Raw genomic sequence first — 25,224 nt, 5'->3', positions numbered from 1 at the left:
ATGACCATGCTTGCTCGCCGTGTTTTCATCGCTTCCCCACGCCTGGGCGCGCTGCTCGCCAGCGCACTGCTCGCGGCGCTCGCCGCCGGCTGCGGCCCGCGCGACGCCGACCAGCCGATCGTGCCGTCGACCCCGCTGCGCGCGGTCGACACCCCGCCGCCGGACTACCCGACCGAGATCGGCTGCGATCAGATCGGCGGCAAGGTCGTGCTGCAACTCACCGTCGGCCCGGAGGGCAAGCCGACCAAGGCCACCGTGCTGACCAGCAGCAAGACCCAAGCGCTGGACGATGCCGCGGTCAAGGGCGTGCAGCGCTGGCGCTTCGAAGCGGCCACCCGCAACGGCAAGCCGGTCGCCACCGACATCCAGGTGCCGGTGACCTTCCACCCACCGGCCGACCGGCCGGCGCATTGCGGGCGGCTCTGAGAGGGCTACAAGCGCGACACTCAGTCACGATGACATCAGCCACGCGGCGGTCTTGCGCGCGTGTGCTCACGCCCCATCCAAACCATCAGGGACGGACTACCGTGCAAGGGAATCTGCAAGCGGAACAGGCGATGTCAGAAGCCGTGACCACGGCCGGGTCCGCATCAATGCTGCCGGCTAAGGCGCGACGATCGAAAGGCGCGGTTGCCGGCTTGCTCGCCCTGTACTTAACTTTGGCCACCAACGCGGTCGCCAGCGACCCTTCGGTCATACCGCCTCCGCCGCCTCCGCCGGACGAACCGAACTGGGTCGCGCCCACGCCCCGGCCGCCGCGGGACCCGAGCAAGCCGCAGCGCGATCCGACCCTGCGCCAGAAGTTCACCCCGCAGTTTCCGCGCGATGCCGCCTGCGCCGGTAAAAACGGCAGCACGACCCTGGTGCTCAAGGTCGACGAAAACGGCCGCGTGACCAAGGCCCTGGTCGAAAAAAGTAGCCGCCATCGCGAGCTCGATCGCGCCGCGGTCGAAGCGGGCGAACTGACCTTGTTCAATCCAGAGGTCTACAACGGCGTCGCGATTGCCTCGATGGTCCGCCTGCCGTTCGATTTCATCGAGCCGGCGCAGCCGCCCGCGTACTGCGCGCTCAGCGTCGATTTGCGCAAGCCGATCGAGGCCGGCCAGGCGGCGATGCCGCAGGCCGGCGAAGACGCCGCGCCGCGCGTCTTCGCTGCCGGCGATCGCATCGAAGCGATCGTCTCCCAATACGCCTTCGCTCCCACCCGCTTGCAGGCGAGCTGGAAACGTGTCCGCGACGGCGTCGCGATCAGCACCGTGCAGGAGCAGACGCGCGACCTTTCGGCCTCCGGGTCGCGCCAGAGCAGCGAATTCGTTCTGCAACAGGCGCCGCCCCTGGCCCAGGGCGAGTATCTGCTGGAGATTTTCGTCGATGGCCAAAGCCGTTCGCGCAACCGCTTCTCGATCAGATAGCGGTCGCCCGATTGCGGCTTACCCCAAGCGGTCCAGCACCTCGACCAGCTCCGGCGCCAGCGGCGCATTGAGCGAATACGGCTCGCGTCCGCCGTCGAGCGCGAACTCCAGGGTCGATGCGTGCAGGAACAAGCGGCGCAGACCGAACTGGTCGCGCAGCTTCTTGTTGACCTCGGCCTCGCCGTACTTGTCGTCGCCGGCGACCGGATGGCCGATGTGCTGGGCATGCACGCGGATCTGGTGGGTGCGACCGGTTTCGATCCGCACCTCGCAATAGGATTGCCCGCCGCGCCGTTCCAGGGTCTTGAAATGGCTCAGCGACGGCTTGCCCTCACGATGGACCTGGACGTGGCGCTCGCCGCCCTGGCGCAGGCCGATATGCAGCGGCGCGTCGACGCTCATCACCCCTTCGGGCATGCGGCCGGTGACCAGCGCCAGATAACGCTTGGCGATGCCGCCGTCCTCGCGCATCAGCGCCTGCATTTCGGTCAGAGCCGAGCGCTTCTTGGCCACGATCAGCAGCCCGGAGGTGTCGCGGTCGAGCCGATGGACCAGTTCCAGGGTGTGGCCCGGACGCGAGGCGCGCAGGGTCTCGATCGCGCCGAAACTGATCCCGCTGCCGCCATGGCTGGCGACCCCGGACGGCTTGTTCAGGGCGAGCAGACGCGCGTCCTCGAACACGATCGCCGCATCCAGTGCGTCCATGAACCCCTTGGGCGGGGCCGGCTTTTCTCCGGCCTCATTGAGACGAACCGGCGGGATCCGCACCTCGTCACCGGCCTCGAGCTTGCGCTCGGCCTTGGCCCGGCCCCCGTTCACGCGCACCTGACCGGAGCGCACCAGCTTGTAGATCAAGGATCTGGGCGCACCTTTGAGTTGGCCCAACAGGAAGTTGTCGAGCCGCTGGCCATCGCGGTCTTCGGGCACGCGCACGGTGCGGGCACCGGCATTAGTGGAGTTTGCTGACTGGGTCATCCCGAAGCGTTATCTGTTACACTCGCGACGCGAGATAAGGTTTTGATTTCGCTGGGAGTTGTGCCAGTCGTCCGCCTCAACAGCGTGCGGCCCGGTACGGGGCCGAAAGCCCCTCCCGCGATTCCGGTCCGCGTCTAACCACTGCCCACGGGGTAGCCATGTTAGCAGCGACGGACCGGCGGAACCGGCCTTCGCCCGATGGGTCAAACCATCGCGATGAACAACCGTGCGGCGCCAAGGCCCCTCAAACAAGAGTTGGCTCGAAGCTGCCGCCGCCCGCCCCGAGCGACGTTCGCGTCGCCGGCCCCGATAGTTTTTGCATAGGTAAGAAGCGCTCCCGCGGCGTGCCGTGGTGATGTAGCGCTGGTAGTGGAGGCTCGCCGGCGCGCGGGCGGCCCGCATCCGATGCGGCCGACGATCGCGACGGCGTGGCCTCAGTTCCCAGATAGCGAAACGCCATGGCGTTCCGCGCGGTAGAGCGCGCGAGGAACGCAACAATGAAGCGCATGCTGATCAACGCGACGCAGGCAGAAGAACTGCGCGTCGCCATCGTCGACGGGCAGAACCTGTACGACATCGACATCGAACAGCCCTCCAAGGAACAAAAGAAGTCCAACATCTACAAGGGCCGCATCACCCGGCTCGAGCCTTCCCTGGAAGCGGCCTTCGTCGATTACGGCGCCGACCGTCACGGCTTCCTGCCGCTGAAGGAAATCTCCCGCGACTATTTCCAGCCCGGCGTCGACCATAACAAGGCCGGCCTGCGCGAGGTCCTGCGCGAAGGCCAGGAGATCGTGGTCCAGGTCGACAAGGAAGAACGCGGCAACAAGGGCGCCGCCCTGACCAGCTTCATCTCGCTGGCCGGCCGCTACATGGTGCTGATGCCCAACTCGCCGACCGCCGGCGGCGTCTCGCGCCGGATCGAAGGCGACGACCGCGCCGCCCTCAAGGAGGCGATGGACAAGCTGACCATCCCCGACGACATGGGCGTGATCATCCGCACCGCCGGCGTCGGCCGCGACGCGGAAGAACTGCAGTGGGATCTCGACTACCTGCTGAGCATCTGGAAGGCGGTCACCGACGAGGCGCTGAAGAAGCCCGCGCCGTTCCTGCTGTACCAGGAGTCGCGCCTGATCATCCGCGCCCTGCGCGACTACATGCGCCCGGACATCGGCGAGATCCTGGTCGACACCGACGAGATGTACGCCGAAGCGCGCGAGTTCGTCGAACAGGTGATGCCGCACAACCTGCGCAAGCTCAAGAAATACGCCGACGAAACTCCGCTGTTCAACCGCTTCCAGATCGAATCGCAGATCGAGAACGCGTACGAGCGCACCGTGCGCCTGCCCTCCGGCGGCGCCCTGGTCATCGACCAGACCGAAGCGCTGACCGCGATCGACGTCAACTCGGCGCGCGCCACCAAGGGCGGCGACATCGAGGAAACCGCGTTCAACACCAACCTGGAAGCGGCCGAGGAAGTCGCCCGCCAGATGCGCCTGCGCGACCTCGGCGGCCTGGTGGTGATCGACTTCATCGACATGTCGTCCAACCGCCACCAGCGCGAAGTCGAGAACAAGCTGCAGAACGCGCTCAAGCAAGATCGCGCGCGCGTGCAGATCGGCCGCATCTCGCGCTTCGGCCTGCTCGAACTCAGCCGCCAGCGCCTGCGCCCGTCGCTGGGCGAATCCAGCCAGCTGGTATGCCCGCGTTGCGACGGCCACGGCCGCATGCGCAGCGTCGAATCGCTGTCGTTGTCGATCCTGCGCGTGGCCGAAGAGCACGCGATGAAGGAGAACACCGGACAGGTGCTGGTGCAGGCCCCGGTCGAGATCGCCAACTACCTGCTCAACGAAAAGCGCCGCGCGCTGACCGAGATCGAGCTGCGCCACGATTCGCCGATCGTGATCGTCGCCGACGACCAGCTAGAAACCCCGCACTACGAAGTCACCCGGGTGCGCGAGAACGAGATCGGTGAAGAGACCACCAAGCCCAGCTATCAGCGCGGCACTCCGCGCAAGCTGCCGGTGCATGCGCTGACCAAGGCTCATCTGAACATTCCGGACGCGCCGGCGGTCACCAACGTCAAGCCCCTCCAGCCCGCGCCGCTTCGCGAACCCCGCGAGCCGTCCGTGGCGGCGGCTCCGGTTGCAGCACCCGCCCCCGCGCCCGTCGCCGCGCCGACCCATTCGGTCGGCCTGGTCGAGCGCATCCTGCGCATCTTCCGCGGCACCCCGCAGCCGGCCGTGGCCCAGCCCGAACCGGCCGCGCGCGGCAGCGAAGGCCGTGGCCCACGCAACGAGCGCGGCGACCGCAACGGTCAGCGCCGCGGCGAGAACCGCAACGGCAAGGGCGGCCGCGATGGCGCGCGCCGCGACGAGCCGCGTCGTGACGAGGCCCGTCAGGACTCGCGTCGCGACAAGCCGCAGCAGGGCAACCCGCAGGTGCAGGTCCCCGCGGCCGCGCAGGCGCAGCAGCCCAAGCAGAAGCAGCCGCAACCGCAGCAGCCCAAGCAGGCCCAGCAGCCCAAGCCGCAGCCGCAGAACAAGCCCGATCGCGAAGAACGCGCCGCGCAGCAGGCCAATGGCAACAACGGCCAGACCCCGCGTCCGCCGCGCGAGCCGCGTCCGCCGCGTCAGGACGTCGCCGCGAGCGACGCCGTCGCCGCCGCGGTGGTGCCGGCCGCGATCGCCGCCGCCTCGGCCAGCACCGGCGCGCCGGTCGCGCCGCCGGTGGTGAGCGAGGACAACGCGATCAAGCCCGATACCGTCGCCGCCGAAGCCGTCGTGGCCGAGAACGCGCAAGCCGAAACCCATGACGGCGACGCCGGCACGGCCGCCGGCGATACCGGCGAAGGCAGCGGACGCCGCCGTCGCGGCCGTCGCGGCGGTCGCCGCCGTCGTCGTGGCAATGGCGAAGCCGGCGCCGCGGGCGAAGGCGAAGGCCAGAGCCAGGACGAGAACGGGTTCGACGACGAAGACGAGACCTCCGGCGAGCCGGGTTCGGCCCCCGCGGCCGCGAACCGTTCGCAACCCGAGTTCGATTTCGACGACGAGTCCGGCGCGCAGCCCGCACCGGCCGCCACCCCGGCCACCCCGGCCGCCGCGGCCGCGGTAGTCGCCGCCACGGTGAGCACCCCCGCGAGCAGCGTGTTCGCGCCGTCGAACCACAGCGAAACCCGCAGCGAGCCCAAGCCCTCGTTCGAGAACTTCGACCACGCCAAGCCGGCACCGGCGAAGGCTGACGCCGAAGTCGGGCCTGCCGACGCCGAACAGGCCGACACCAAGCCGGCCAGCGTGTTCACCGCGCCGTCGACCTCGTTCGTCGCGCCGCAGTCCGCGTTCGCGAAGCCGGCGACCTCGTACGCCACCCCGGCGTCCGAGCCGGTCGCGCAGACCACGCCCGCTCAGGCCGCGGTCGAATCGATCGAACAGGCCAAGCCCGACGTAGTCGTGGTGACCGGGCAGGCAGCCGCGCTGCAAACCGCGGCGCCGGCGCAGCCCGTCGAAAGCGAAGCGCCGGCATCGGTGGTGGTCGAGCCCGAAGTGATCGAACCGACCCGTATCGCGCCGCCCGCGGCGATCGAGCCGACGGTGGTCGAGCCGGTCGTGGTCGAACCTGTGGCGGTCGCTCCTGTGGCGGTTGCCCCGGTCGCAGTCGAACCCGTGCCGGCCGAACCGGCCCGCCCGGCGGCGATCGCGGTCGAGCCGTCGGCGACCAGCGCCGTCGACGCATCGGCGACTCATGTCGCCGAGCCCGTCGTGTCGACACCGCAGCCGATCGTCGCGAACGAAGTCGTCGCCGCGGCTCCCGCGGCGGTCGAGCCGATCGTCGCGCCGGCCGAACCGGTCAGCCCGATCGACACCACGGCCGCTAGCGTGGAGTCGACCGAACCGGCCTCGCCGCTGACCCCGCGCACCGGCGGTCTGTTCGACACCCTGCCCCACCCGGCCGAACCGGCGCAGCTCGACGCGGCGCCGGCCGCGGTCGAAGGCGAGCAAAGCGCCGAGGACGATACGAACGGAGCCGGTCCGAACGACCACCACGAGCGTCGCGCCTGATCGCGCCGCTCTCGGATCGAACGCAGTAAACCGAAAACCGGCCGCGCGAGCGGCCGGTTTTCTTTTGCGCACCGCGCCAGACGGTAGCAGCGACGTAAGCCGCGACCGCGCAACTCACGGAGGCGACGCAACTGCACGCGGGCGACGCTACTCACGGCGGCGACGCAACCGCACGCAACCGCACACCTACGGCAACGACGCAACCACGCGCAGCCGACGCCGGCGCGATCGCCAGTGCATATCGAAACCGCCCGCGCATCTCCTGAAGATTCGACTGCTGCATGCGCGCGTCGGCTCATGTGGTTTCGCGGTCGCAGCTTGTGCAGCTCCTACAGGGGGCTACGGGTGGCGACGCTTGGTCGGGTCAGACTGTAGGAGCGGCGTGAGCCGCGACCGCGCAACTACGGCAACGACGCAACCCACGACCACGACGCAGCCGGCGTTGGCTCGATCGATAGCGCATATCGAAACCGCCCGTGCATCTCGTGAAGATTCGACTGCCGCATGCGCACGCCGGCTCATGCGATTTCGCGGTCGCAGCTTGCGCAGCTCCTACAGGGGGCTACGGGTGGCGACGCCTGGTCGGGTCAAACTGTAGGAGCGGCGTGAGCCGCGACCGCGCAACTCGCGGCCGCGACGCAATTCCAGTCCGAGGCATCCCCACGCAAACCCTCAAAGCGAATGCGCGGGATCCGCCAGACCGTACTGCGCCGCCAGACGCGCCAGCGCGATGCTGTCGTTGATCGCGAGTTTCTCGAACAAGCGCGTCTTGTGCGTGTTGACGGTCTTCGCGCTCAGGCTCAGGCGCTTGGCGATCTCTTCCTGACGGAAGCCCTGCACCAGCAGCAAGGCGATTTCCAGTTCGCGCGGCGACAATTCGTCGAACGGCGAAGCGCCGCCGTCGAGATTCGACAAGGCCAGGTTCTGGGCGATGTTGCTGGCCAGATAGCGCTTGCCGCGGGCCACGTCGCGGATCGCGCGCAGCAATTCGCTGGCGTCGCCGCCCTTGCCGACATAACCCGATGCGCCGGCTTCGAGCAGGCGCTTGGGCATCGGCCCGTCTTCGAGCACCGAGACGATGATCACCCGGGTGCCGTGATCGCCCTTGACGATGCGCTCGGTGACTTCCAGACCGCTGACGCCGGGCAGGTGCAGATCGCACAGCACCACGTCGGGCTTGAGTTTGCGGATCTGCGGCAAGGCTTCTTCGCCGCTCTCGACATCGCCGAGTACTTCGATATCCGTCTCCGCCGACAGGATCATGCGCATGCCGGTTCGCACCAGAGCATGGTCGTCCACGATGAATACACGGATGGTCATACGATCCCCAGAAAACACGTTCAGCCAACGTCAGCGAGGCTACGCGGCAGTGTGAAACCGCGCAAGGCATCGATATCCATGACTCAACGACGCCGCCGCGATGCCGCACAAACTCCGGCTTCGCATACGCGAAAAAGCATCCATGCCGCGCCAAGTCGATCGCCTTGAATGATCTGCGTCACAACCCGGCATTGACTCGCCGCAGTTGCCAGCGCTGGCACCCGGTAATGGTATCCGAGTCGTGCCGGGCAAACCCGGCGGCGCCCGAGAATGGCGGGAAACCGGCGCTTCGTGTCGGTTACGCGATAATCCGCCCGCGCTGGAAAACCAAAACAGCATCACGCGAAGATGCGATGCAGTTCGCTTTTTAACGAGACGCGAGACGCGATTTCTCAGGTAAGTTCACGACCGAAAACGGCCGGCACCTTAGATACGCGCATGCCATGCTGGCCGCACGCCCTTCTCCCGCATCCGGAAACCCCATCCATGAGCCGTCCGCAAACCGAACTCGCCACCCAGTTCCATGCCCTGCACCACGACGGCCTGCTGCTGCTCGCCAACGCCTGGGACGCCGGCAGCGCGCGCATGATCGAAAGTCTGGGCGCCAAGGCGATGGCGACCACCAGCGCCGGCGTGGCTTGGTCGCACGGCTATCCCGACGGCGACCTGTTGCCGGTGCGGCGGCTGGTGGCGACCGTCGCCGACATCGTGCGCGCGATCCAGATCCCGCTCACCGTCGACGCCGAGGGCGGCTATTCGGACGATCCGGCCGCGGTCGCCGAAACCGTGTCGGGCCTGATCGACGTCGGCGCGGTCGGCATCAACCTGGAAGACGGCGGCCAGGACCCCGACCTGCTGTGCGCCAAGATCGAGCACATCAAGCGCGCGAGCGCGCGCCTGGGCATCGTGCTGTACCTCAACGCGCGCACCGACGTTTACCTGCGCGGCCTGGCGCCGCCGGAACAGCGCGTGGAAGCCACCCTCGCCCGCGCCGCGCGCTATCGCGCCGCCGGCGCCGACGGCCTGTTCGTGCCCGGCCTGACCGACGAAGCACAGACCCGCGCGATCGCCAGCGAGGCCGGCCTGCCGCTGAACCTGCTCGCGCGTCCGGCGCTGCCGTCGGCGGAAGTGCTGCAAACCTGGGGCGTGCGCCGCCTCAGCGCCGGTTCGGATATCGCCCAGTCGATGTACGCGCGCATGTCCACGCTGGCCAGCGGCTTCCTGCGCGACGGCGATTCGCGGCCGCTCGCGGCCGAGGCGACGCCGTACTCGCAACTCAATGCCTTGTTCGAAGGCCGTTGAAGAAGCGAAACGATTGCCCGCGACTCCGGCCGTATTCGCGCTTGCTCGCCACGCAGCGCAACGAACGCGCCGCTGACTAAAGCGCCGACACCGAATGCATCGCATCGCGATGAGGCGATGCATTCGTTAATTTTTCGCCGTGCGTGCAGCGGCGTGTCTAGCTACATCCGGCTATTTCGCCGCGATCGCCGCCCACGTACCGTGCCGCCCAAGCTGGCACGGCGACGGATCGCACCCAACGTCGTACAGTGAAGACACCATGGTTCAATGGATGGACTAGCGGAGGATTGTCATGAGCGATCCGAACACTGCGGCGACGGACGCCGCGCAATGGACGAGCCAACAAAAAGCCCTGTGGAAACGCTTGCGCGAGCATCGTTTCGACGAGCCCGGTTCCGACGAATTCGCGCTGCGCGTGGCCAAGGACGCGCGACTGCAGCTCGACGATGCCCACGCCGCGATCGAGGAATACCGGCGCTTTTGCTTTCTCGCGGTGGCCGCCGGCCATCCGGTCACGCCGAGCCAGCGGGTCGATCAGGTCTGGCATACCCACATCACCGACACCCGTGGCTATCGCGCGTTCTGCCAGCAGGTGCTCAAGCAGCCGCTGCACCACGTGCCTTCGCGCGGCGGGGTCGCCGAAGACCGGCGCCATGAAGCGCAATACGCCGACACCCTGGACAGTTACCGGCGCTACTTCGGCCCGTTGCCCGAACGCATCTGGCCGGATGCGCGCATCGCCCAGAAAGTCCGCGCGCTCAGCCGGAGCTCGGAACGCGAACCGTCCAACAGCCTGCGCTGGCTGGTGCGCCTGAGTTCGATCACCGCCATCGCCTACATCCTGCTGGCCTCGTACTGCGAACGCCTCAATCCCCTGCACTGGACTGGCGGCGCGTTTCTGCTGTGGTACCTGACCTTGATGTTCGCCTCGCTGCGCCTGAGCGGATGGCTGCTGCGACGCGCCGGCGATCATGGCGACCGCGCCACGCGCAAGGCCGAACCCTGGGAACTGGCCTACCTGGCCGGCGGCGCCAGTCGCGTCGCCGACGCGGTCGTGGCCGAATTGCTGGCGCGCGATCTGGTCGTGCTCGAATTCGACCGCAAGGACCTCAACGCCGCGCGCCACAACGATCAGGTGTGGCTGCGTCCGCAACCGCTGATTCCGGCGCAGATGGAGGCGCTGCCGCCGATCCTGCGCGAAGCGATGGATACCATCATCGCCTCGCGCAAGAACCTCTCGCACATCCTCGGCCTGCTGCGCCAGCGCTATGAAGGCATGGACGAGGAACTGCAGCGCGTGGGCCTGGCCAATACCACCGAGCAACGCTTCAGGGCCAAGCTGTGGTCGCTGGTCCCGCCGGTGGCGGTGATCGTATTGGGCGCGAGCAAGATCGTGATCGGCCTGCAGGGCGATCATCCGGTCGCATTCCTGATAGTGCTGACCGTGCTGATGACGCTGATCACCCTGGCGCGGATGGCGATCCCGGCCGACGCGATCAGCCGCGCCGGCGAATGGGAGTTGTACCGCGCGCGCCGCCAAGCCAACGAGGCCCCAGGCGATGCGCTGACCTACGTCGCCCTGATCGGCCCTGCCGCGCTGATGGGCACGCCGCTGGACAGCTACAACCTGGTGCGCGAACCGAGTGGCCACGGCGGCGTGGGCGGCGGCGGCGATGGAGGTGGCGGCGGTGGAGGTGGCGATGGCGGCGGAGGCGGTGGTTGCGGCGGCGGTTGCGGTGGATGCGGCGGCAGTTGACGTCGGTGTTGCGGCTCGCCGCGGCTCAGTTCAATCCGGCCCAACCCGACTCAAACCATCGAAACCTCTGTAGCGCCAATGTAGACAGCCTGTCCCCACGGTATCGCGGGGACAGGCTGCTTTTTGAGGTCCTCGATCGCACGGCCGGATTGATCGGGACCGTTTGCGATCGCCTCGCATCGGGACAAACGCGCACCCGTTCGAGTGCGCGCGGATTCACCCCATAAACCGCCGGATCAGAACGTCCCCGCCGTCGGCCGCACGATCACTTCGCTGACATCGACATCGGCCGGCTGTTCGATCGCGAACGCGATCGCGCGCGCGATCGCATCGGGCTGGATCGCGATGCGGCGGAATTCCTTCATGCCCTGCGCAGTGGCCGGATCGGTGATGGTGTCGGCCAGTTCCGACTCGACCACCCCCGGCGAAATCGTGGTCACCCGGATCGTGTCGCTCTCCTGGCGCAGGCCGTCGGAGATCGCCCACACCGCGAACTTGGTCGCGCAGTACACCGCCGCGGTCGGCACCACGTAATGCGCGCCCAGCGACGCGACGTTGATCACCTGGCCCGATCCCTGCGCCTGCATCACCGGCACGATCGCCGCGATCCCGTGCAGCACGCCGCGGATGTTCACGTCGATCATGCGGTTCCATTCGTCGAGCTTGAGCGCGCTCAGCGGCGACAGCGGCATGATTCCGGCGTTGTTGACCAGCACGTCGACGCGGCCGAATTGCTGCTGGGCGTAGGCGACGAACGCGGCGACATCGGCCGCGTCGGTGACGTCGAGCAGGCGCTGGCGGATCGAACCGCCGGTTGCGGTGATGGCTTGCTCCAGCGCCTGCAGCCGCTCGCCGCGGCGCGCGCCGATCACCACGTTGGCGCCGCGCTGCGCCAGCAGCTTCGCGGTGGCCTCGCCGATGCCGCTGCTGGCGCCGGTGATCAATACGGTCTTGCCGTGCAGAGAAGTGTCGTTGCTCATGTCGGTTTCCTCGTGTTCGGACGGCGGACGCGGGTCGTCCGGCCTGCGGCGAACTTTGAGGACCCGTGGCCCCGCGGCGATAGCACGATCGCCGCGCACTCTTGCACGATCCTCCAGACCCGCCCGCGAAGGCTTGTCCGGCCATCGCCGCGCGCGGATCATCGCCACATCGGGCCGATCGGCGAAATCCGCCGAAAACCACGGCCCGCACCCCACCGAGGCGATGTTCCCGTCATGACTGCCGCACACCTGCTCGCTCGCGCGATTGACCGATACTCCGACGGCGACGGCCTGCATCCGACCGCGCTGCCGCGGGTGCAGCTGATCCGTTGCAGCCGCCCGGTCGATGCGCTGCATGAACTGCATCGGCCCGCGGTCTGCATCGTCGCTCAGGGCCGCAAGCGGGTGATCCTCGGCGACCGCATCTACGAATACGATCGCCAGCGCTATCTGGTGGTGTCGGTCGACGTGCCGATCATCGGCGAGATCGTTCACGCCAGCGACGACGAACCCTATCTGTGCCTGCGTCTCGACCTCGACCCGGCGCTGCTGAGCGCGCTGTGGATCGAATCGGGCCTGCCGCCGGCGGTCGAGACCGCGCCCGGCCCCAGCCTGATGCTCAGCGACGCCACCACTGATCTGCTCGACGCCGCGGTGCGTCTGTTGAACCTGCTCGACACGCCCGACGACATTGCGATGCTGGCGCCGCTGATCGAACGCGAAATCCTGTACCGCCTGATCAAGGGCGAGCAGGCCTCGCGCCTGTACGACATCGCCCACGGCGAGAGCCGCAGCCGCCAGGTGCATCGCGCGATCGACTGGATCAAGCGCAATTTCCGCGAACCCTTCGACATGGCCGAACTCGCCGCGCACGCGCGCATGAGTGCCTCGGCCCTGCACGCACACTTCAAGACCGTCACCCGAATGAGCCCGCTGCAGTACCAGAAGCAACTGCGCCTGCAGCAGGCGCGCGGGCTGATGCTGGGCCAGGCCATGGACGCGGCCAGCGCCGGCCACGCGGTCGGCTACGAAAGCCCCTCGCAGTTCAGCCGCGAATACGCGCGATTGTTCGGCGCGCCGCCGCTGCGCGACGTGGCGCGGCTGCGCGAACTTCCCTCGGGCTTTCAGGGCAGTTGAACCGGCCGGCCGAGTACGCCGGCCGAGTACGCCGGCCGACTCAGTCCACGCGCAGCGCCTGCATCGGGTCCGAGCGCGCCACCCGCAACGCCGGCAGCGCGGTGGCCACGGCCGCGGCGAGCGCCAACACCAGCGCCACCGCCAGCATCGCCAGCGGATCGGCCGCGCCGACCCCGAACAGGAAGCGCCGGATCACCCGCGCCGCCAGCAACGCCGCGAGCAAGCCCGCGCCCAGGCCGATCGCGACCTGCACCGCGCTGTCGCGGAACACCAGCGCCAGCAGGCGCCGCGCGCTCGCGCCGAGCGCGGCGCGCACGCCGTACTCGTGACGGCGCGCGGCCACGTTGACCGACAGCACCGCATACAGCCCGATGCAGGCCAGCGACAGCGCCAGCAGCGAGAACAATCCGACCAGAAGCAACTGCAGCCGGCTTTCGCCCATCGCTTCATCGACCACCGACCGCATCGAACGGATATCGCCGATCGGTTGCCGCGGCGCCGCCTCGGCCACGGCCTTGCGCAGCGCCGGCTCCAGGTTCGCGATCTGCCCGCGGGTGCGCACCGCGTAGTTCAAGGGGCCGAATTCGCGCATCGTGTTCCACAGCTTGGGCGGCATCTGCGCCAGCGGCACGTACACGATCGGCGGCGCCGGTTCGGCCGGGCCGAACTGGCGCACATCGCCGACCACCCGCATCGTCGGCATCGCGTTGCCGTCGCCGCGGCCCATGCGCAACGTCTGCCCCAACGGATCGCCTTTGAGATAGGCGCTGGCGAACGCGGCACTGACCACGCACACCGGTTCGGCGCCGTGGCTGTCGCGCGCGTCGAACACGCGTCCAGCGCGGCTGGCGATGGCGAACAGCGCGAAGTAGTCGCCGTCGACCGGGCGGTACTGCGGCTGGATCGAGCGCCCGTCGGCCAGGGTCGCCGGCAGATTGAGCTGCGAGCCCAGCGGCAGGTTGCCGGTCACCGCGACCCGCTGCACGCCCGGCAACGCGCGCAAGCGATCGAGCACGTAGCGGTAATGCACGATCCGGCTGTCCTTGTAGCGGCGGTCGGACAGGATGTACGGGCCCCAATAATCGACCGTCGCCCGATGCAGATCCTCCAGCAACTCGGCGCAATGCTCGGTGCTGGTGGGATAGACGGTGATGAACTTTCCGGCCGCGCCGCGCGACCAGCGCTTGCCGTTGGACAGATGCAGCAAGGTGCGGTCGACCAGGAACTTGAAGGTGACCCGGCGCCCGATCATCATCCGCGCCACGGTCATCAGGATCGCCGGCGAATGCGCGGGCGTGGCCGACAGATGGATCTTCCAGCCTTGCGCGGGAATCTGCGCGCCCTCTTACGCGCAGCCCCACCAGACGTTGTGCTGGTCGATGCGCCAATCGGGCGGAAGCAGACGCCGCACCTGCGCGTGGTAATCGCCGAGCAAGGGTTGATAGCGCGACATGAGTTCGTAGAACTCCTTGCTCGCCATCGAGAACCGCTGTTTGCCCGGGAAGGCATCGCTTTCCCGGGGCTCCGACCACGACTCAGACCGCGATGGTCACTTCGCCGCTGCACAGGCAGCCGCTGTTGCTGCTGGTCGAACAGTTGCAGCCGGCAAAGCTGCTGGTGCTGTCGCCGGCGGCGCCGTCGCTCGGATCGGCGCTGATGGCGAGCTTCTGCAGGTTCAAGATGCGGTTCATGGGTCTATCCTCCTTGAGATATCGATTAAAGGACGCAGCGATTGCGTCCCGGCGCGATCCCGTCCGCCTCCGTCCTGGAAGCGTGCAGGCGTGCCGGCTCCGGCGCGCGCTCAGTCCCGGCGTGCGTTGCATCGAGCGCCGAAGCGCTCGACTTCACCATCGGCTGTCCATGGCCGACGGTTCATGCACGTGCATCCACGCGCGTTCCTTCGCTCCGCCGCCTTATGCGGACGCAACGGCGAAACCGCGCAAAAACGCCTCGATTACCGACCGAGGCCGCGTTGGTTGGGACACAGGAGACGAGACGGTGAGCGCGCGATCGCGCATGCGGCGCTGACGCGCGCACGCTGCGGGCTCGGCGGAATCGCCGGTTCGGGCGCATCGAGCGCAATAACAGAAGAAACGAGCGTGTCCATAGAACGAGTGATCCCTACTCGCCATCCTTATCGGCGCCGCAACACGACACCGCCCCTGTAGCGAGTCGCTCTGATCCGCTGCATCGCACAAAAAAACCGGGCCATCGGCCTGCTTTCATGTGCGAGCGAATCACCTCGCTGTGAAGCATCCAAGCACGCGCAAACACATGTATCTGCGACATGCACAACAAATTCGGCAACGAATCGAGAATTTCAGCGAGTGCGCCTGACCGCACCCGGCCGGGTTACGTGCACGCAGCACCGGCCGCGACGGGATCGGTCATTCCGCGCCAAGCCGGCCCGCCGCGGTAATGGCCCGCATACCCTCGCCACGACTGTGCGTTCAGGCCTGCGAACGCAGCCAGTCGAGCAAGTGCGCGGCATCGGAGTCCGGCGCGATCGGTGCCGGCGACAGCAGGTGATACGCGCTGCCGTCGGCGACGAAACCGAACGGTGCTTCGAGCAGACCGGCGTCGATCTCGTCGCGCACCAACTGCCACGGCCCGATCGCCACACCGACCCCGGCCGAGGCCGCCTGCAGGCTGAAATAGAAATGCTCGAACCGCTGCGAAGGCGCGTCGACCAGGTCGCGGCCGCTGGCGCGCGCCCAATCGCTCCACGCGCCCGGACGGGTCGCGCTGTGCAATCGCGTGGCCCGCGCGCGCAGGCGCAGGCGCGCGCCGGTGCCGCTGACGACCTGAGCAGTCAGGCGCGGGCTGCACACCGGGCCGATCCGTTCCTCGAACAGGAACTGCGCATGCACCCGCGCATCGCGTTCGAAATCGTCGCGGCGGATCGCCAGATCGACCTCGCCGAATCCGACCGGCCCGCCGCCGGCGACCAGCTGCAGCGCGATCCGCGGATGCAGGGCATGCAACGACGGCAACCGCGGGATCAGCCACCGCATCAGCAAGGTCGGTTCGCACGACAGCACCAGCACCGGCGAACGCGGCGTGCGGCGCAGCGCATGCACGGCCGCGGCGAGCCCGTCGAAGGCCGCCGCCGCCGCATCGCGCAAGGTCGCCCCGGCCGCGGTCAGATGCACGCGCTGGTTGCGGCGCTCGAACAAGGCCACGCCGAGCGCGTCTTCGAGCGAACGCACCGCGCGGCTGATCGCGCCGTGGGTCAGGTGCAGTTCCTCGGCGGCGCGCGAGAAACTGCCCAGCCGCGCGGCCGCCTCGAAACAGCGCAAGCCGCCCAGCGGCGGCAGCGGCGCCCTGCCCGATCGTGAATTTTTCTCACCACCGTCGTGACTATTCATCGTTTGTCGCCCTGGCCGCACCCGACTAATTTAGCGCCTATTCTCCGATACGCGACCAATCGCCCATGCAGGAACTGTTAGCCGTACTCACCATCACCGTACTGGCCGTGATCAGCCCCGGTCCGGACTTCGCGATGGTGTCGCGCAACAGCCTGCTGCGCTCGCGCCGCGCCGGCCTGCTGACCGCGCTCGGCATCGGCCTGGGCGTGTGGGTGCATGTGGCCTATACCCTGCTCGGGGTCGGGCTGGTGATCCAGCAATCGCTGCGCTTGTACGCGGCGCTCAAGATCGCCGGCGCGCTGTACCTGATCTACCTGGGTTGGAAAATGCTGCGCGCGCCCGCGGCCGACGCATCGGCGGTCGACTCCGACAGCGCCGGGCTGTCGGACTTCGCCGCCCTGCGCGTTGGCTTCCTGACCAACGCCTTGAACCCGAAATGCACGGTGTTCATTGTCAGCCTGTTCCTGCAGGTGGTGCAGCCGAGCACACCGCTGGCGACGCGAATCGGCTACGGCGCGTTCGTATCCGCCACCCACGTGCTGTGGTTCGGCCTGGTGGCCTTGCTGTTCTCGGGCGGAGCGCTGAAGACGCGGCTGCTGGGCGCGCGCGGCTGGATCGACCGCGTGTTCGGCACGGTGCTGATCGGGTTCGGTGGGTTGTTGGCGGCGTCCGCGCTGAGGCGTTGAGGCCGATGCCGCGAAGATGATCGGTGATGCTTGCATCGCGATCGCACGATGTGGCGAATCACAACGCCGTGCATTTCCCGCCCCTCTTCGCGCGGCGCGCCTCTACTCGCGATGACGCGACATCGCCCCGCTCCGCTCAATCCGCCTCGGCCGCCGCCTCGCGCCCCTGCTGCCGGATCAGCGCTTCCTCGCGCGCATCGTTGATCGCATGACGCACGCTGTCGACGTCCACCGCCGATTCGTCGTGCACGAACACGCCGGTCAGTTCGCTGTCGGGATGCAGATCGCCGGCCACGAACAGCGCCCACATTTCCTCGCCGTACCAGGTGTCGAGCAGTTCCGGCGCCCACGCGCCGAGGCTGGCGGTGAGGTTGTTGACGTCGCGCAGCAACATGGTGCGCGCAGCGTTGTTGCCGGCCGCGCTGACCACCTGCGGAAAATCGATGATGACCGGGCCGTCCGGCGCGACCAGCACGTTGTATTCGGACAGATCGCCGTGGATCAGGCCCACGCACAGCATCTTGACCACCTGGCGCACCAGGAAGCGATGGAAGCCGCGCGCCTGGTCCGGCGCCAATTCGACCTCGCCCAGGCGCGGCGCCGAATGGCCGTCGGCGTCGGTCACCAGTTCCATCACCAGCACGCCGTGGAAATAGCCGTGCGGCTCGGGCACGCGCACGCCGGCCTCGCGCAACTGGTACAGCGCGTCGACCTCGGTGTTCTTCCAGGCGGTCTCCTGCTGCTTGCGTCCGTATTTGCTGGCCTTGCCGATCGCGCGCGCCTCGCGGCTGCCGCGCACCTTGCGCCCTTCCTGATACTGCACGCGCTGCTGGAAGCTGCGCTGGGCCATGTCCTTGTAGACCTTGGCGCAGCGGATCTCGTCGCCGCAGCGCACGACATACACCGCGGCTTCCTTGCCGCTCTTGAGCGGGCGCATCACTTCGTCGATCACGCCGTCGTCGATCAGCGCCTGCAAACCGGGTGGAGTCTTCATAGCGTCCTGTGAGTGAAGCCGTCGCCGGTTGCGGGGGATTTCCGGCGCGACAGGCGTATATCTTTACACTTGCCGCTTCCCACATCGACTTTCCTCATGTCCGAACCCGTCCGACTCGATAAATGCCTGGCCGAATTGATCGGTTGTTCACGCGCGCAGGCCCAGCAATACATCGAGGGCGGCTGGGTCCGGGTCGATGGCAAGGTGATCGAGGAGCCGCAGGCGCCGATCGTGGCCCAGCGGGTCGAATTGGACCCGGATGCGCGGGCCGAGCCCGCCGAACCGGCCACCATGCTGCTGCACAAGCCGGCCGGGCTGCCGTTCAACGAGAGCGCCCGCCTGGTCGTGCCGGTCAACCACGCCGAGGGCGACATGTCGGGGGTGCGCCGGCTCAAGCGCCATTTCCAGCACCTGGCGCCGCTGATGCCGCTCGATGCCGACGCCAGCGGGCTGGTGGTATTGACTCAGGACCCGCGCGTGCGGCGCAGGCTGAACGAGGATTACCCGCAGCTCGAACAGGAGTTCCTGGTCGAGGTCAGCGGCCAGCTCGCGCCGTACGGGCTGAAGAAGCTCGCCCACGGCCTGAATTACCTTGGCCGCCCGCTGCCGCCGTGCAAGGTCAGCTGGCAGAACGAGACGCGGCTGCGGTTCGCGGTCAAGAACGTGCAGTCGGGCCAGTTGCGGCACGTCTGCGGCGAGGTCGGCCTGGAGGTGGTGTCGACCAGACGCCTGCGTATCGGCCGCATTCCACTGAGCAAGATGCCGGTCGGCGAATGGCGCTATCTGCCGGTGGGCGAACGCTTCTGAGGCCGATCCGCACGCGCCGCCGCGCCCTGCCCCGCGCGCGCCCGCGCATTCGTCGATGACAGGCACTAAACTGCCGGCCATCGCCCAGTGACGAGGTAATCGAGTTGATCATTCAGCCCAAGGTTCGCGGCTTCATTTGCACCACCACGCATCCGCTCGGCTGCGAACTCAATGTCCGCGATCAGATCAACGCCACGGTCGCCCGCGGCGTGCGCGCCGACGGTCCGAAGAAAGTGTTGGTGATCGGCGCGTCCAGCGGCTACGGCCTGGCCGCGCGCATCAGCGCCGCGTTCGGTTTCGGCGCCGATACCCTCGGCGTGTTCTTCGAAAAACCCGGTACCGACAAGAAGCCCGGCACCGCCGGCTGGTACAACTCGGCCGCGTTCGACAAGTTCGCCAAGGCCAAGGGGCTGTACAGCAAATCGATCAACGGCGACGCGTTTTCCGATGAAGCGCGCGCCCAGGTGGTCGAGCTGATCAAGAACGAAATGGGCGGCCAGGTCGACCTGATCGTCTACTCGCTGGCCTCGCCGGTGCGCAAGCTGCCGGGCGGCGGCGAACTCAAGCGCTCGGCGCTCAAGACCATCGGCGAGCCCTATACCTCGACCGCGATCGACACCAACAAGGACACCATCATCCAGGCCACGGTCGAACCGGCGACCGAGCAGGAAATCGAAGACACCGTCACGGTGATGGGCGGCCAGGACTGGGAGCTGTGGATCGACGCGCTCGAACGCGCCGACGCGCTCGCGCCGGGCGCGCGCACGGTCGCCTTCAGCTACATCGGTACCGAGATCACTTGGCCGATCTACTGGCACGGCGCGCTCGGCAAGGCCAAGGTCGACCTCGACCAGACCGCGCAGCGGCTCGATGCGCGCCTGAGCCAGAAGCTCGGCGGCGGCGCCAACGTCGCGGTGCTCAAGTCGGTGGTCACCCAGGCCAGCTCGGCGATTCCGGTGATGCCGCTGTACATCTCGCTGGTGTTCAAGGTGATGAAGGAAAAAGGCCTGCACGAAGGCCCGATCGATCAACTCGACCGCCTGTTTCGCGAACGCATGTATCGCCAGGACGGTCAGGCGCCGGAAACCGACGGCGAAAACCGTCTGCGCCTGGACGACTGGGAACTGCGCGAGGACGTGCAGAGCGAATGCAAGGCGCTGTGGCCGCAGGTGACCACCGAGACCTTGTTCCAGCTCACCGACTACGCCAGCTACAAGCACGAGTTCCTCAAGCTGTTCGGCTTCGAGCGCGACGATGTCGATTACGGCGCCGAGGTCGATCCCGAGGTCAGCTTCGACTGCATCGAGCTGTAAGCCGCGGAACCAGCACATAGCGTCCGGCCCTTGCGATGCAGGGGCCGGAACCGCTCTCGCGGCGCCTTGCGCACTCGCCTTGCGCCGCAATCGCGAGTCGCCGCGGCGACCGCGGCGACTCGCGCGACGGCCGAGCGCCCGCCGTCATTCCATCGAATGCACGCCGATCGTGTTGCCTTCGGTATCGGTCAGCAGCGCCGCGAAGCCGTACTCGCCGAGCGAGAACTTGTCCTTGTCGACCTTGCCGCCATGGGCAACCGCGCGCCCGGCTTCGATCGCGCAATCGGCCGACATGAAGTACACGATCGTGCCGCTGCCGCCCACCGGCGCGCCCGGCATATGCACCAGCGCGCCCGACGCGCCGTTGCTCTGATCCATCGCACCGGGAAATGCCCACATCTGCCAATCGGCATCGGGGCCTTCGAGTTTTTCCAGCTTGAGCGCGAACACGCCCTCGTAGAACGCGCGGGCACGCTCGATGTCGTTGACGTAGATCTCGAACCAGCCTACCGGCTTGACTTGCATGGCATCGCTCCTTAACGGGTGGGAATCGTGGAAAACCGCATGGCTTCCATCAAGACGACGATCAAGGAACGGCCGGATCGACACGGCCGGGAAAAAACTTCGCGCGGGCACCGCGGCCGGAACCGCCGCCCGCGGTCGCTGCGGGTCGTGGTAGACAAACAAATGGCCATGCGGTTTTACGGCCTCCCCCCGTCCCGTCGCAGCCGCCGCCATCACGGGAGCACGCTGCGATGCAGCATCCGCGCCGCTACAAGGTATCGACGATCCGCCGCCGGCTGTTTCTAACTTGCTTGCGCTGCTGCGCGAGCTTGTCGCGAAAATAATCGGCCGAAGCCAGAATCGCGGCCCGCGCCTGCTCTTTCTGTTCCGCCGACGCCGCGTCCAGCCGCGTGGCCAGTTCGTGAAACTGGCCGATCAACTCGTCGAGATCGTCGATGACCGCGCGCTCGCCGTTCTTGAGATGCTCGATCAATTGCGGAATTTCGCTGTAGGAACCCAGCGACACCGAAAACCGAGTCGGATCGAACAACTGCCCGAACTTGTCGGCCAGCTGATACAACCCCGCGCAGATATGGTGCTCGTGGTAGCTGCCCATCAACTTGGATCGCGCGTCGTACAGATAGGCAGCGAGTTCGCGATCGCCGCTGGAAAAGCGCACCCCGACCAGATACGAATCGGCCAGCGACAACGCCCGATCGAGCTCGTCGGCCAACTGCCCGGTCACGTCGCGAATCTGCTGCCGCGCCGCGGCATTGGCGCCGGCGCCGAGGGTGATGAGGGATTTGCCTGCTTCCAGAAAGGCTTTGATCGTCGACATGTCGCATCCTTGGACGGGTGATGGCCGGATCGGTTCGTGCAACAGCGACGCGCCGTCGGCTCATCTGCGATCTCTCCTTGCGAAAACGTGACGGCAAGCCGGAAGCGGTCACACGGCCAGGCTCAGACGGGCGCAAGCAGATATCTCACCGGTCACGCAATGTCGCCGCTGACCGAGGTTACGGCATCGATCCGGATCGGCTTGCAATCGCGCGCCGGTTCGACCGACTATCTCTCGCCTGCAAGCGTATTGCTTGTTCGTGTTGATCATCGGGGCGGCCATGGCAGAGTTCGATTACCTGGAATACAGCCTCATCAGCGAGCACATCGCGGCCGAGCACAAATCGGCGCGCGCCTGTATTCACAACGACTCGGTCGCTGAAATCGAGCAAGTGGGCGAAGCGATACTCGACTCCAGCCTGGCCGCCGTCGCGAAGGATCGCTTGCTTCTCCAGCAAGAAGGCGCGGTAAACAGCGCGATAAGGCGCCATCTGATCGACAGCGGCTTCGGCATATTCACCAAGGACAAAAGCGGCGCCTGTTTTTTTCAACTAAGCAACAACATCACGGCGGCCGGTGATTTCCCGGTCACCTCCGACTCGATCCCGGACGTGATCTTCGACCGCGATGGAAAACGGATCGAACTGAAGACCACCGCGCTTTTCGTATCCAAAAGCGCGATCCCGGCGGATTTCTTCAGCAAGGATCTGAACCAGCTGACCGATCGCGACCAGGAACAGGACCGCAACCATTGGGAAGGCGCTTCGCGCGACTACCGCAATGCGGAAATGGCGTTGATCATCGGGGATCGGGACATCATCGTGCGCGACAAAAAACTCAACACCTTGCTGGGCAAGAAATTCTGGGCCGAACCGGGCTTGTCGCACAACCGCCACACGGGCGTAGATGGCACCTGCTTTATCGTTCGATCGGCGCGCTACGATCAGCCTTTGTCGATCACGGACAAGAAAGGAAACAACCGCGTCATTCTCGAGGCGATGGCGATCCTGGCGTTTCCTGCCCGCAAAGACTGGTAAGCCAGATCGCATCGCGCGAAACATAACGACCGAAAGCTCACAGCCACTCGCAGCGCATCGAGTGGCGCGGCAATGCGCCATCCCTCACTCGTTGCGCCCTGGCCCGGTACACGGAACCTACACCAGCCCCGTCAGGAAATGAGATAGCTTGTTGCCGGACCTCAACCGGGAATTCGCCATGAACCTCGCACTTCCGCTATTAGGCGCTGCCTTGCTGCTCGGATCATCCACTACCGCACTGGCGCAAGAAAATAATTTCAATGTCACTTATCACGTCGAGCGCACGCCCGCCGCTCGACTGAGCCTCGACACCTGCAGCGGCGTCGTGACCAAGGCCGCGCAGCGCGCCGGGTTGCGCGCCAGTTCGCAGAGCACTCCGGGCAAACTCGTGACGGTCGTGGGCGGGTCCGAATCCAGCGGAACGTTTGTCGTTCATTGCATTGCGGTCGATGACAAGACCGTCAGCGTGGTGCAAGGCATCGACTATCAACCGCATAAAGGCGCACTCGGCAGATTTGCCGATCAGGCGTTCGCCGCGCTGAAGGCCGCTGTGAAATAGCTGCCGACCGCGATCATGTCGGGCAACATCCCATCGTCGTTAGCGACACGTGGTATTCGTGCGCATGCGGCTGCGACGACATGTCTGCCCAGTGGCACGCGTTTGTAATGAGTCGGGCGGTGAGTATGAATCAGCCACCAAGGCCATTCAGTCACCGACCCCCAAAAGGACTCATCACCAGAGACGACGACGCCATCGAGCCAGAGACGATGGCGGAGAGAGTGGGATTCGAACCCACGGAAGGTTTGACCCTTCGGCGGTTTTCAAGACCGCTGCCTTAAACCACTCGGCCATCTCTCCGTAACTACAGCTACCCGGGTACGCACGAAGGCGATATCCGGCGATCGATCATCGCGCGTTCGGCGGTTAAGCCCAAACGCCGGATCGATCAGGGACGGCCCGTTGCGGTGCCGCCCCAAGGCGCCCGGCCTCGACCGGGCGCGGAGCATTCTCTCACGCCGGAGCGGAAATCTTCACCGGCTTGTCGTGCTTCTTGCCGTCGCGGCCGGCGATGCTGTCGGGGCACGGCACGCCCTTGATGTCGCTGCATTGCAGGCGCGCGGACTCGACCAGGGACGGGGCCTTCTCGGCCAGGAAGTCGATGAACACCCGCACTGCCGGCAACAGGCCGCGGCGCGAGGCGAATACGGCGTGGAAGATGCCCTGCGGCAGGCGCCAGTTCGGCAGCACCACTTCCAGTTCGCCGCGGCGCACGGCTTCGGCGCAGACGGTCTCGGGCAGCAGGGTGATGCCCACGCCCTGCTCGGCCAGCGCCATCAGCATCGGGAAATCGAAACCCATCACCCGCGGCTTGAGTTCGACCTTGCGCACTTCGCCGTCCGGGCCGTGCAGTTCCCAGCGCTGGCGAGCGTCGTCTTCGCTGATGCTCAGGGTGACGTGATCGGACAGTTCGTCGGGATTAGTCGGGCGGCCCATGCGGGTCAGGTACTTCGGGCTGGCGACCAGCAGTTCCTGGATCTGGCCGAAGCTGCGCATCACCAGGCTGCCGTCGTCGTCAAGCTTGGAGCGCACGCGCAAGGCAACGTCGATGCCTTCGTTGATGATGTCGACCCGGCGGTTGCTGACGTGCAACTGCACGCGCACCTGCGGGTATTTGGCCAGGAATTCGGGCAGCAGCTTGGGAATCTGCTGCTGGGCCAGGCCGACCGGCACGCTGACCCGGATCACCCCGCGCGGCTCGGCGCTGAGGCGGTCGACCACTTCGCGCGCGGCCTGGGCCTCGGCCAACATCGACTGGGCGTGGCGGTAGACGCTGTTGCCGACTTCGGTGACGGCGAAACGACGGGTCGAGCGCTGCAGCAGGCGCACGCCCAGGTCGGTTTCCAACTGGCTGATCCGGCGACTCAGGCGCGACTTGGGAATGCCCAACGCGCGTTCCGCGGCGGCGAACCCGGCGTGGTCGACGACCATGGCGAAGTAGTACAGGTCATTCAGATCGTGCATGACGAAAGTTCCAATAATAGAACAATTAGTGATATTGAAGCAGCTTTATCCCACTGACGCAACGACGCAGACTTTGCTCCAACGCGGCGATGCCCGCATCAGACGACCCATCGAGGTCATAGACATGAAGCTCCTGCACATCGATTCAAGCGCCCTGGGCGCAAATTCCGTGACTCGCGAGCTGTCCGCCGCGGTGGCGACGCGTTGGCTGGACGCCCTGCCCGGTCTGAGCATCGAGTACCGCGACCTCGACGCCGACCCGATCCCGCATCTTACCGGTCGTTCCCTGGCTGGGGCGGATCCGGCCGAAACCGAGGCTTCCGAGCGCATCGTGCAACAATTCCTCGACGCCGATGTGATTGTTTTGGGCGTGCCGATGTACAACTTCGGCATCCCTTCGACGCTCAAGGCGTGGATCGACCGGGTCGCGGTCGCGGGCAAGACCTTCCGCTACACCGCCGATGGCCCCGAAGGTCTGGCCAAGGGCAAGCGCGCGATCATCGTCAGCGGCCGCGGCGGCCTGCACAGCGGCCAGCCCAGCGATTTCCAGGAGACCTACCTTCGTCACGTCCTGGGCTTCATTGGCGTGACCGATGTCGAGTTCGTGCGTGCCGAAGGTGTGGCTTACTCGCCACAGCATCGTGCCGACGCGCTCGCTGCGGCGCACGCTTCCATTCCGCTGCCGCAACGACGCGCGGCGTGAGGCTCTCCGCGT

Annotated in this window: 23 protein-coding genes and 1 tRNA gene; 12 read left to right on the top strand and 12 right to left on the bottom strand. The window is 66.9% G+C overall.

Features of this window, described 5'->3' with window-relative positions; all coding sequences use genetic code 11:
* Both AC3A4T_RS14845 and AC3A4T_RS14840 read left to right on the top strand, forming a co-directional pair.
* The gene (locus AC3A4T_RS14845; RefSeq protein WP_487676079.1) at nt 1-426 is read left to right on the top strand and encodes an energy transducer TonB; all 426 of its coding nucleotides are present in this window, start codon (nt 1-3) and stop codon (nt 424-426) included.
* The gene (locus AC3A4T_RS14840) at nt 411-1,412 is read left to right on the top strand and encodes an energy transducer TonB (RefSeq protein WP_487676078.1); all 1,002 of its coding nucleotides are present in this window, start codon (nt 411-413) and stop codon (nt 1,410-1,412) included. Before AC3A4T_RS14845 ends, AC3A4T_RS14840 begins: the two co-directional genes overlap by 16 nt.
* Nucleotides 1,413-1,430: 18 nt before the next feature.
* Here the strand turns inward: AC3A4T_RS14840 and AC3A4T_RS14835 are convergent, their stop codons facing one another.
* Complete coding sequence (locus AC3A4T_RS14835) at nt 1,431-2,387, bottom strand: RluA family pseudouridine synthase (RefSeq protein WP_056107944.1); 957 nt, start codon at nt 2,385-2,387, stop codon at nt 1,431-1,433.
* Between the two features lie 506 nt (nt 2,388-2,893).
* Between AC3A4T_RS14835 and AC3A4T_RS14830 the strand changes: the two genes are divergently transcribed.
* On the top strand, nt 2,894-6,445 hold the full coding sequence (locus tag AC3A4T_RS14830; protein ID WP_487676271.1) for an Rne/Rng family ribonuclease: 3,552 nt from the start codon (nt 2,894-2,896) through the stop codon (nt 6,443-6,445).
* Between the two features lie 672 nt (nt 6,446-7,117).
* Here AC3A4T_RS14830 and AC3A4T_RS14825 read toward each other — a convergent pair.
* Complete coding sequence (locus AC3A4T_RS14825; RefSeq protein WP_056107951.1) at nt 7,118-7,765, bottom strand: response regulator; 648 nt, start codon at nt 7,763-7,765, stop codon at nt 7,118-7,120.
* A gap of 486 nt (nt 7,766-8,251) precedes the next feature.
* Between AC3A4T_RS14825 and AC3A4T_RS14820 the strand changes: the two genes are divergently transcribed.
* Entirely contained in the window at nt 8,252-9,067 is an 816-nt protein-coding gene (locus AC3A4T_RS14820) for an isocitrate lyase/PEP mutase family protein (protein WP_487676077.1), read from the top strand.
* A gap of 292 nt (nt 9,068-9,359) precedes the next feature.
* A complete protein-coding gene (locus AC3A4T_RS14815) occupies nt 9,360-10,823 on the top strand; it encodes a TIGR04222 domain-containing membrane protein (RefSeq protein WP_487676076.1) in 1,464 nt (487 codons plus the stop codon).
* Between the two features lie 236 nt (nt 10,824-11,059).
* Here the strand turns inward: AC3A4T_RS14815 and AC3A4T_RS14810 are convergent, their stop codons facing one another.
* Nucleotides 11,060-11,803: an SDR family oxidoreductase gene (locus tag AC3A4T_RS14810; RefSeq protein WP_487676075.1), complete on the bottom strand. Its 744-nt coding sequence runs from the start codon at nt 11,801-11,803 to the stop codon at nt 11,060-11,062.
* Nucleotides 11,804-12,037: 234 nt separating this feature from the next.
* On the opposite strand from AC3A4T_RS14810, the gene AC3A4T_RS14805 reads away from it, so the two are divergent.
* Nucleotides 12,038-12,940 (top strand): AraC family transcriptional regulator, encoded by a 903-nt coding sequence (locus tag AC3A4T_RS14805; protein ID WP_487676074.1) that lies wholly within the window; start codon nt 12,038-12,040, stop codon nt 12,938-12,940.
* A gap of 40 nt (nt 12,941-12,980) precedes the next feature.
* Here the strand turns inward: AC3A4T_RS14805 and AC3A4T_RS14800 are convergent, their stop codons facing one another.
* From AC3A4T_RS14800 to AC3A4T_RS14785, 4 genes are all read right to left on the bottom strand, one after another.
* Nucleotides 12,981-14,273, bottom strand: a complete 1,293-nt coding sequence (locus AC3A4T_RS14800) for a class III lanthionine synthetase LanKC N-terminal domain-containing protein (protein ID WP_487676270.1) — start codon at nt 14,271-14,273, stop codon at nt 12,981-12,983.
* Between the two features lie 12 nt (nt 14,274-14,285).
* A complete protein-coding gene (locus AC3A4T_RS14795; protein WP_487676073.1) occupies nt 14,286-14,420 on the bottom strand; it encodes a hypothetical protein in 135 nt (44 codons plus the stop codon).
* A gap of 55 nt (nt 14,421-14,475) precedes the next feature.
* Complete coding sequence (locus tag AC3A4T_RS14790; protein ID WP_487676072.1) at nt 14,476-14,631, bottom strand: hypothetical protein; 156 nt, start codon at nt 14,629-14,631, stop codon at nt 14,476-14,478.
* Between the two features lie 759 nt (nt 14,632-15,390).
* Nucleotides 15,391-16,308 (bottom strand): LysR family transcriptional regulator, encoded by a 918-nt coding sequence (locus tag AC3A4T_RS14785; protein ID WP_487676071.1) that lies wholly within the window; start codon nt 16,306-16,308, stop codon nt 15,391-15,393.
* Between the two features lie 65 nt (nt 16,309-16,373).
* On the opposite strand from AC3A4T_RS14785, the gene AC3A4T_RS14780 reads away from it, so the two are divergent.
* Nucleotides 16,374-16,994, top strand: a complete 621-nt coding sequence (locus AC3A4T_RS14780) for a LysE family translocator (RefSeq protein ID WP_487676070.1) — start codon at nt 16,374-16,376, stop codon at nt 16,992-16,994.
* Between the two features lie 136 nt (nt 16,995-17,130).
* On the opposite strand, the gene AC3A4T_RS14775 is transcribed toward AC3A4T_RS14780, so the two are convergent.
* Nucleotides 17,131-17,988 (bottom strand): PA4780 family RIO1-like protein kinase, encoded by an 858-nt coding sequence (locus AC3A4T_RS14775; protein WP_036103231.1) that lies wholly within the window; start codon nt 17,986-17,988, stop codon nt 17,131-17,133.
* A gap of 96 nt (nt 17,989-18,084) precedes the next feature.
* Here AC3A4T_RS14775 and AC3A4T_RS14770 point away from each other — a divergent pair, with 96 nt between their 5' ends.
* Nucleotides 18,085-18,795 carry an rRNA pseudouridine synthase gene (locus AC3A4T_RS14770; protein ID WP_487676069.1) on the top strand — a complete coding sequence of 237 codons (711 nt, stop codon included), beginning with the start codon at nt 18,085-18,087 and terminating at the stop codon, nt 18,793-18,795.
* Between the two features lie 104 nt (nt 18,796-18,899).
* Complete coding sequence (gene fabV, locus AC3A4T_RS14765; protein WP_487676068.1) at nt 18,900-20,108, top strand: enoyl-ACP reductase FabV; 1,209 nt, start codon at nt 18,900-18,902, stop codon at nt 20,106-20,108.
* 144 nt (nt 20,109-20,252) lie between these two features.
* Here the strand turns inward: fabV and AC3A4T_RS14760 are convergent, their stop codons facing one another.
* Together AC3A4T_RS14760 and AC3A4T_RS14755 are read right to left on the bottom strand one after the other, a co-directional pair.
* Nucleotides 20,253-20,633, bottom strand: coding sequence for a VOC family protein (locus AC3A4T_RS14760; RefSeq protein WP_487676067.1), 381 nt, complete (start codon nt 20,631-20,633; stop codon nt 20,253-20,255).
* Nucleotides 20,634-20,880: 247 nt separating this feature from the next.
* A complete protein-coding gene (locus AC3A4T_RS14755; protein ID WP_487676066.1) occupies nt 20,881-21,450 on the bottom strand; it encodes a hypothetical protein in 570 nt (189 codons plus the stop codon).
* Nucleotides 21,451-21,703: 253 nt separating this feature from the next.
* Here AC3A4T_RS14755 and AC3A4T_RS14750 point away from each other — a divergent pair, with 253 nt between their 5' ends.
* The gene (locus AC3A4T_RS14750; RefSeq protein WP_487676065.1) at nt 21,704-22,486 is read left to right on the top strand and encodes a hypothetical protein; all 783 of its coding nucleotides are present in this window, start codon (nt 21,704-21,706) and stop codon (nt 22,484-22,486) included.
* 178 nt (nt 22,487-22,664) lie between these two features.
* Complete coding sequence (locus AC3A4T_RS14745; protein WP_487676064.1) at nt 22,665-23,045, top strand: DUF6180 family protein; 381 nt, start codon at nt 22,665-22,667, stop codon at nt 23,043-23,045.
* Between the two features lie 210 nt (nt 23,046-23,255).
* Here the strand turns inward: AC3A4T_RS14745 and AC3A4T_RS14740 are convergent.
* Together AC3A4T_RS14740 and AC3A4T_RS14735 are read right to left on the bottom strand one after the other, a co-directional pair.
* Nucleotides 23,256-23,345 (bottom strand) — tRNA-Ser (locus tag AC3A4T_RS14740).
* Nucleotides 23,346-23,498: 153 nt separating this feature from the next.
* Nucleotides 23,499-24,524 carry a LysR family transcriptional regulator gene (locus tag AC3A4T_RS14735; protein WP_148650328.1) on the bottom strand — a complete coding sequence of 342 codons (1,026 nt, stop codon included), beginning with the start codon at nt 24,522-24,524 and terminating at the stop codon, nt 23,499-23,501.
* A 109-nt stretch (nt 24,525-24,633) separates the two neighbouring features.
* Between AC3A4T_RS14735 and AC3A4T_RS14730 the strand changes: the two genes are divergently transcribed.
* Complete coding sequence (locus AC3A4T_RS14730; RefSeq protein WP_487676063.1) at nt 24,634-25,212, top strand: FMN-dependent NADH-azoreductase; 579 nt, start codon at nt 24,634-24,636, stop codon at nt 25,210-25,212.
* Nucleotides 25,213-25,224: the final 12 nt, after the last annotated feature.

It is taken from the genome of Lysobacter sp. Soil_N_51, assembly GCF_057655755.1.
This window is presented reverse-complemented; position numbering and strand designations above follow the sequence as displayed.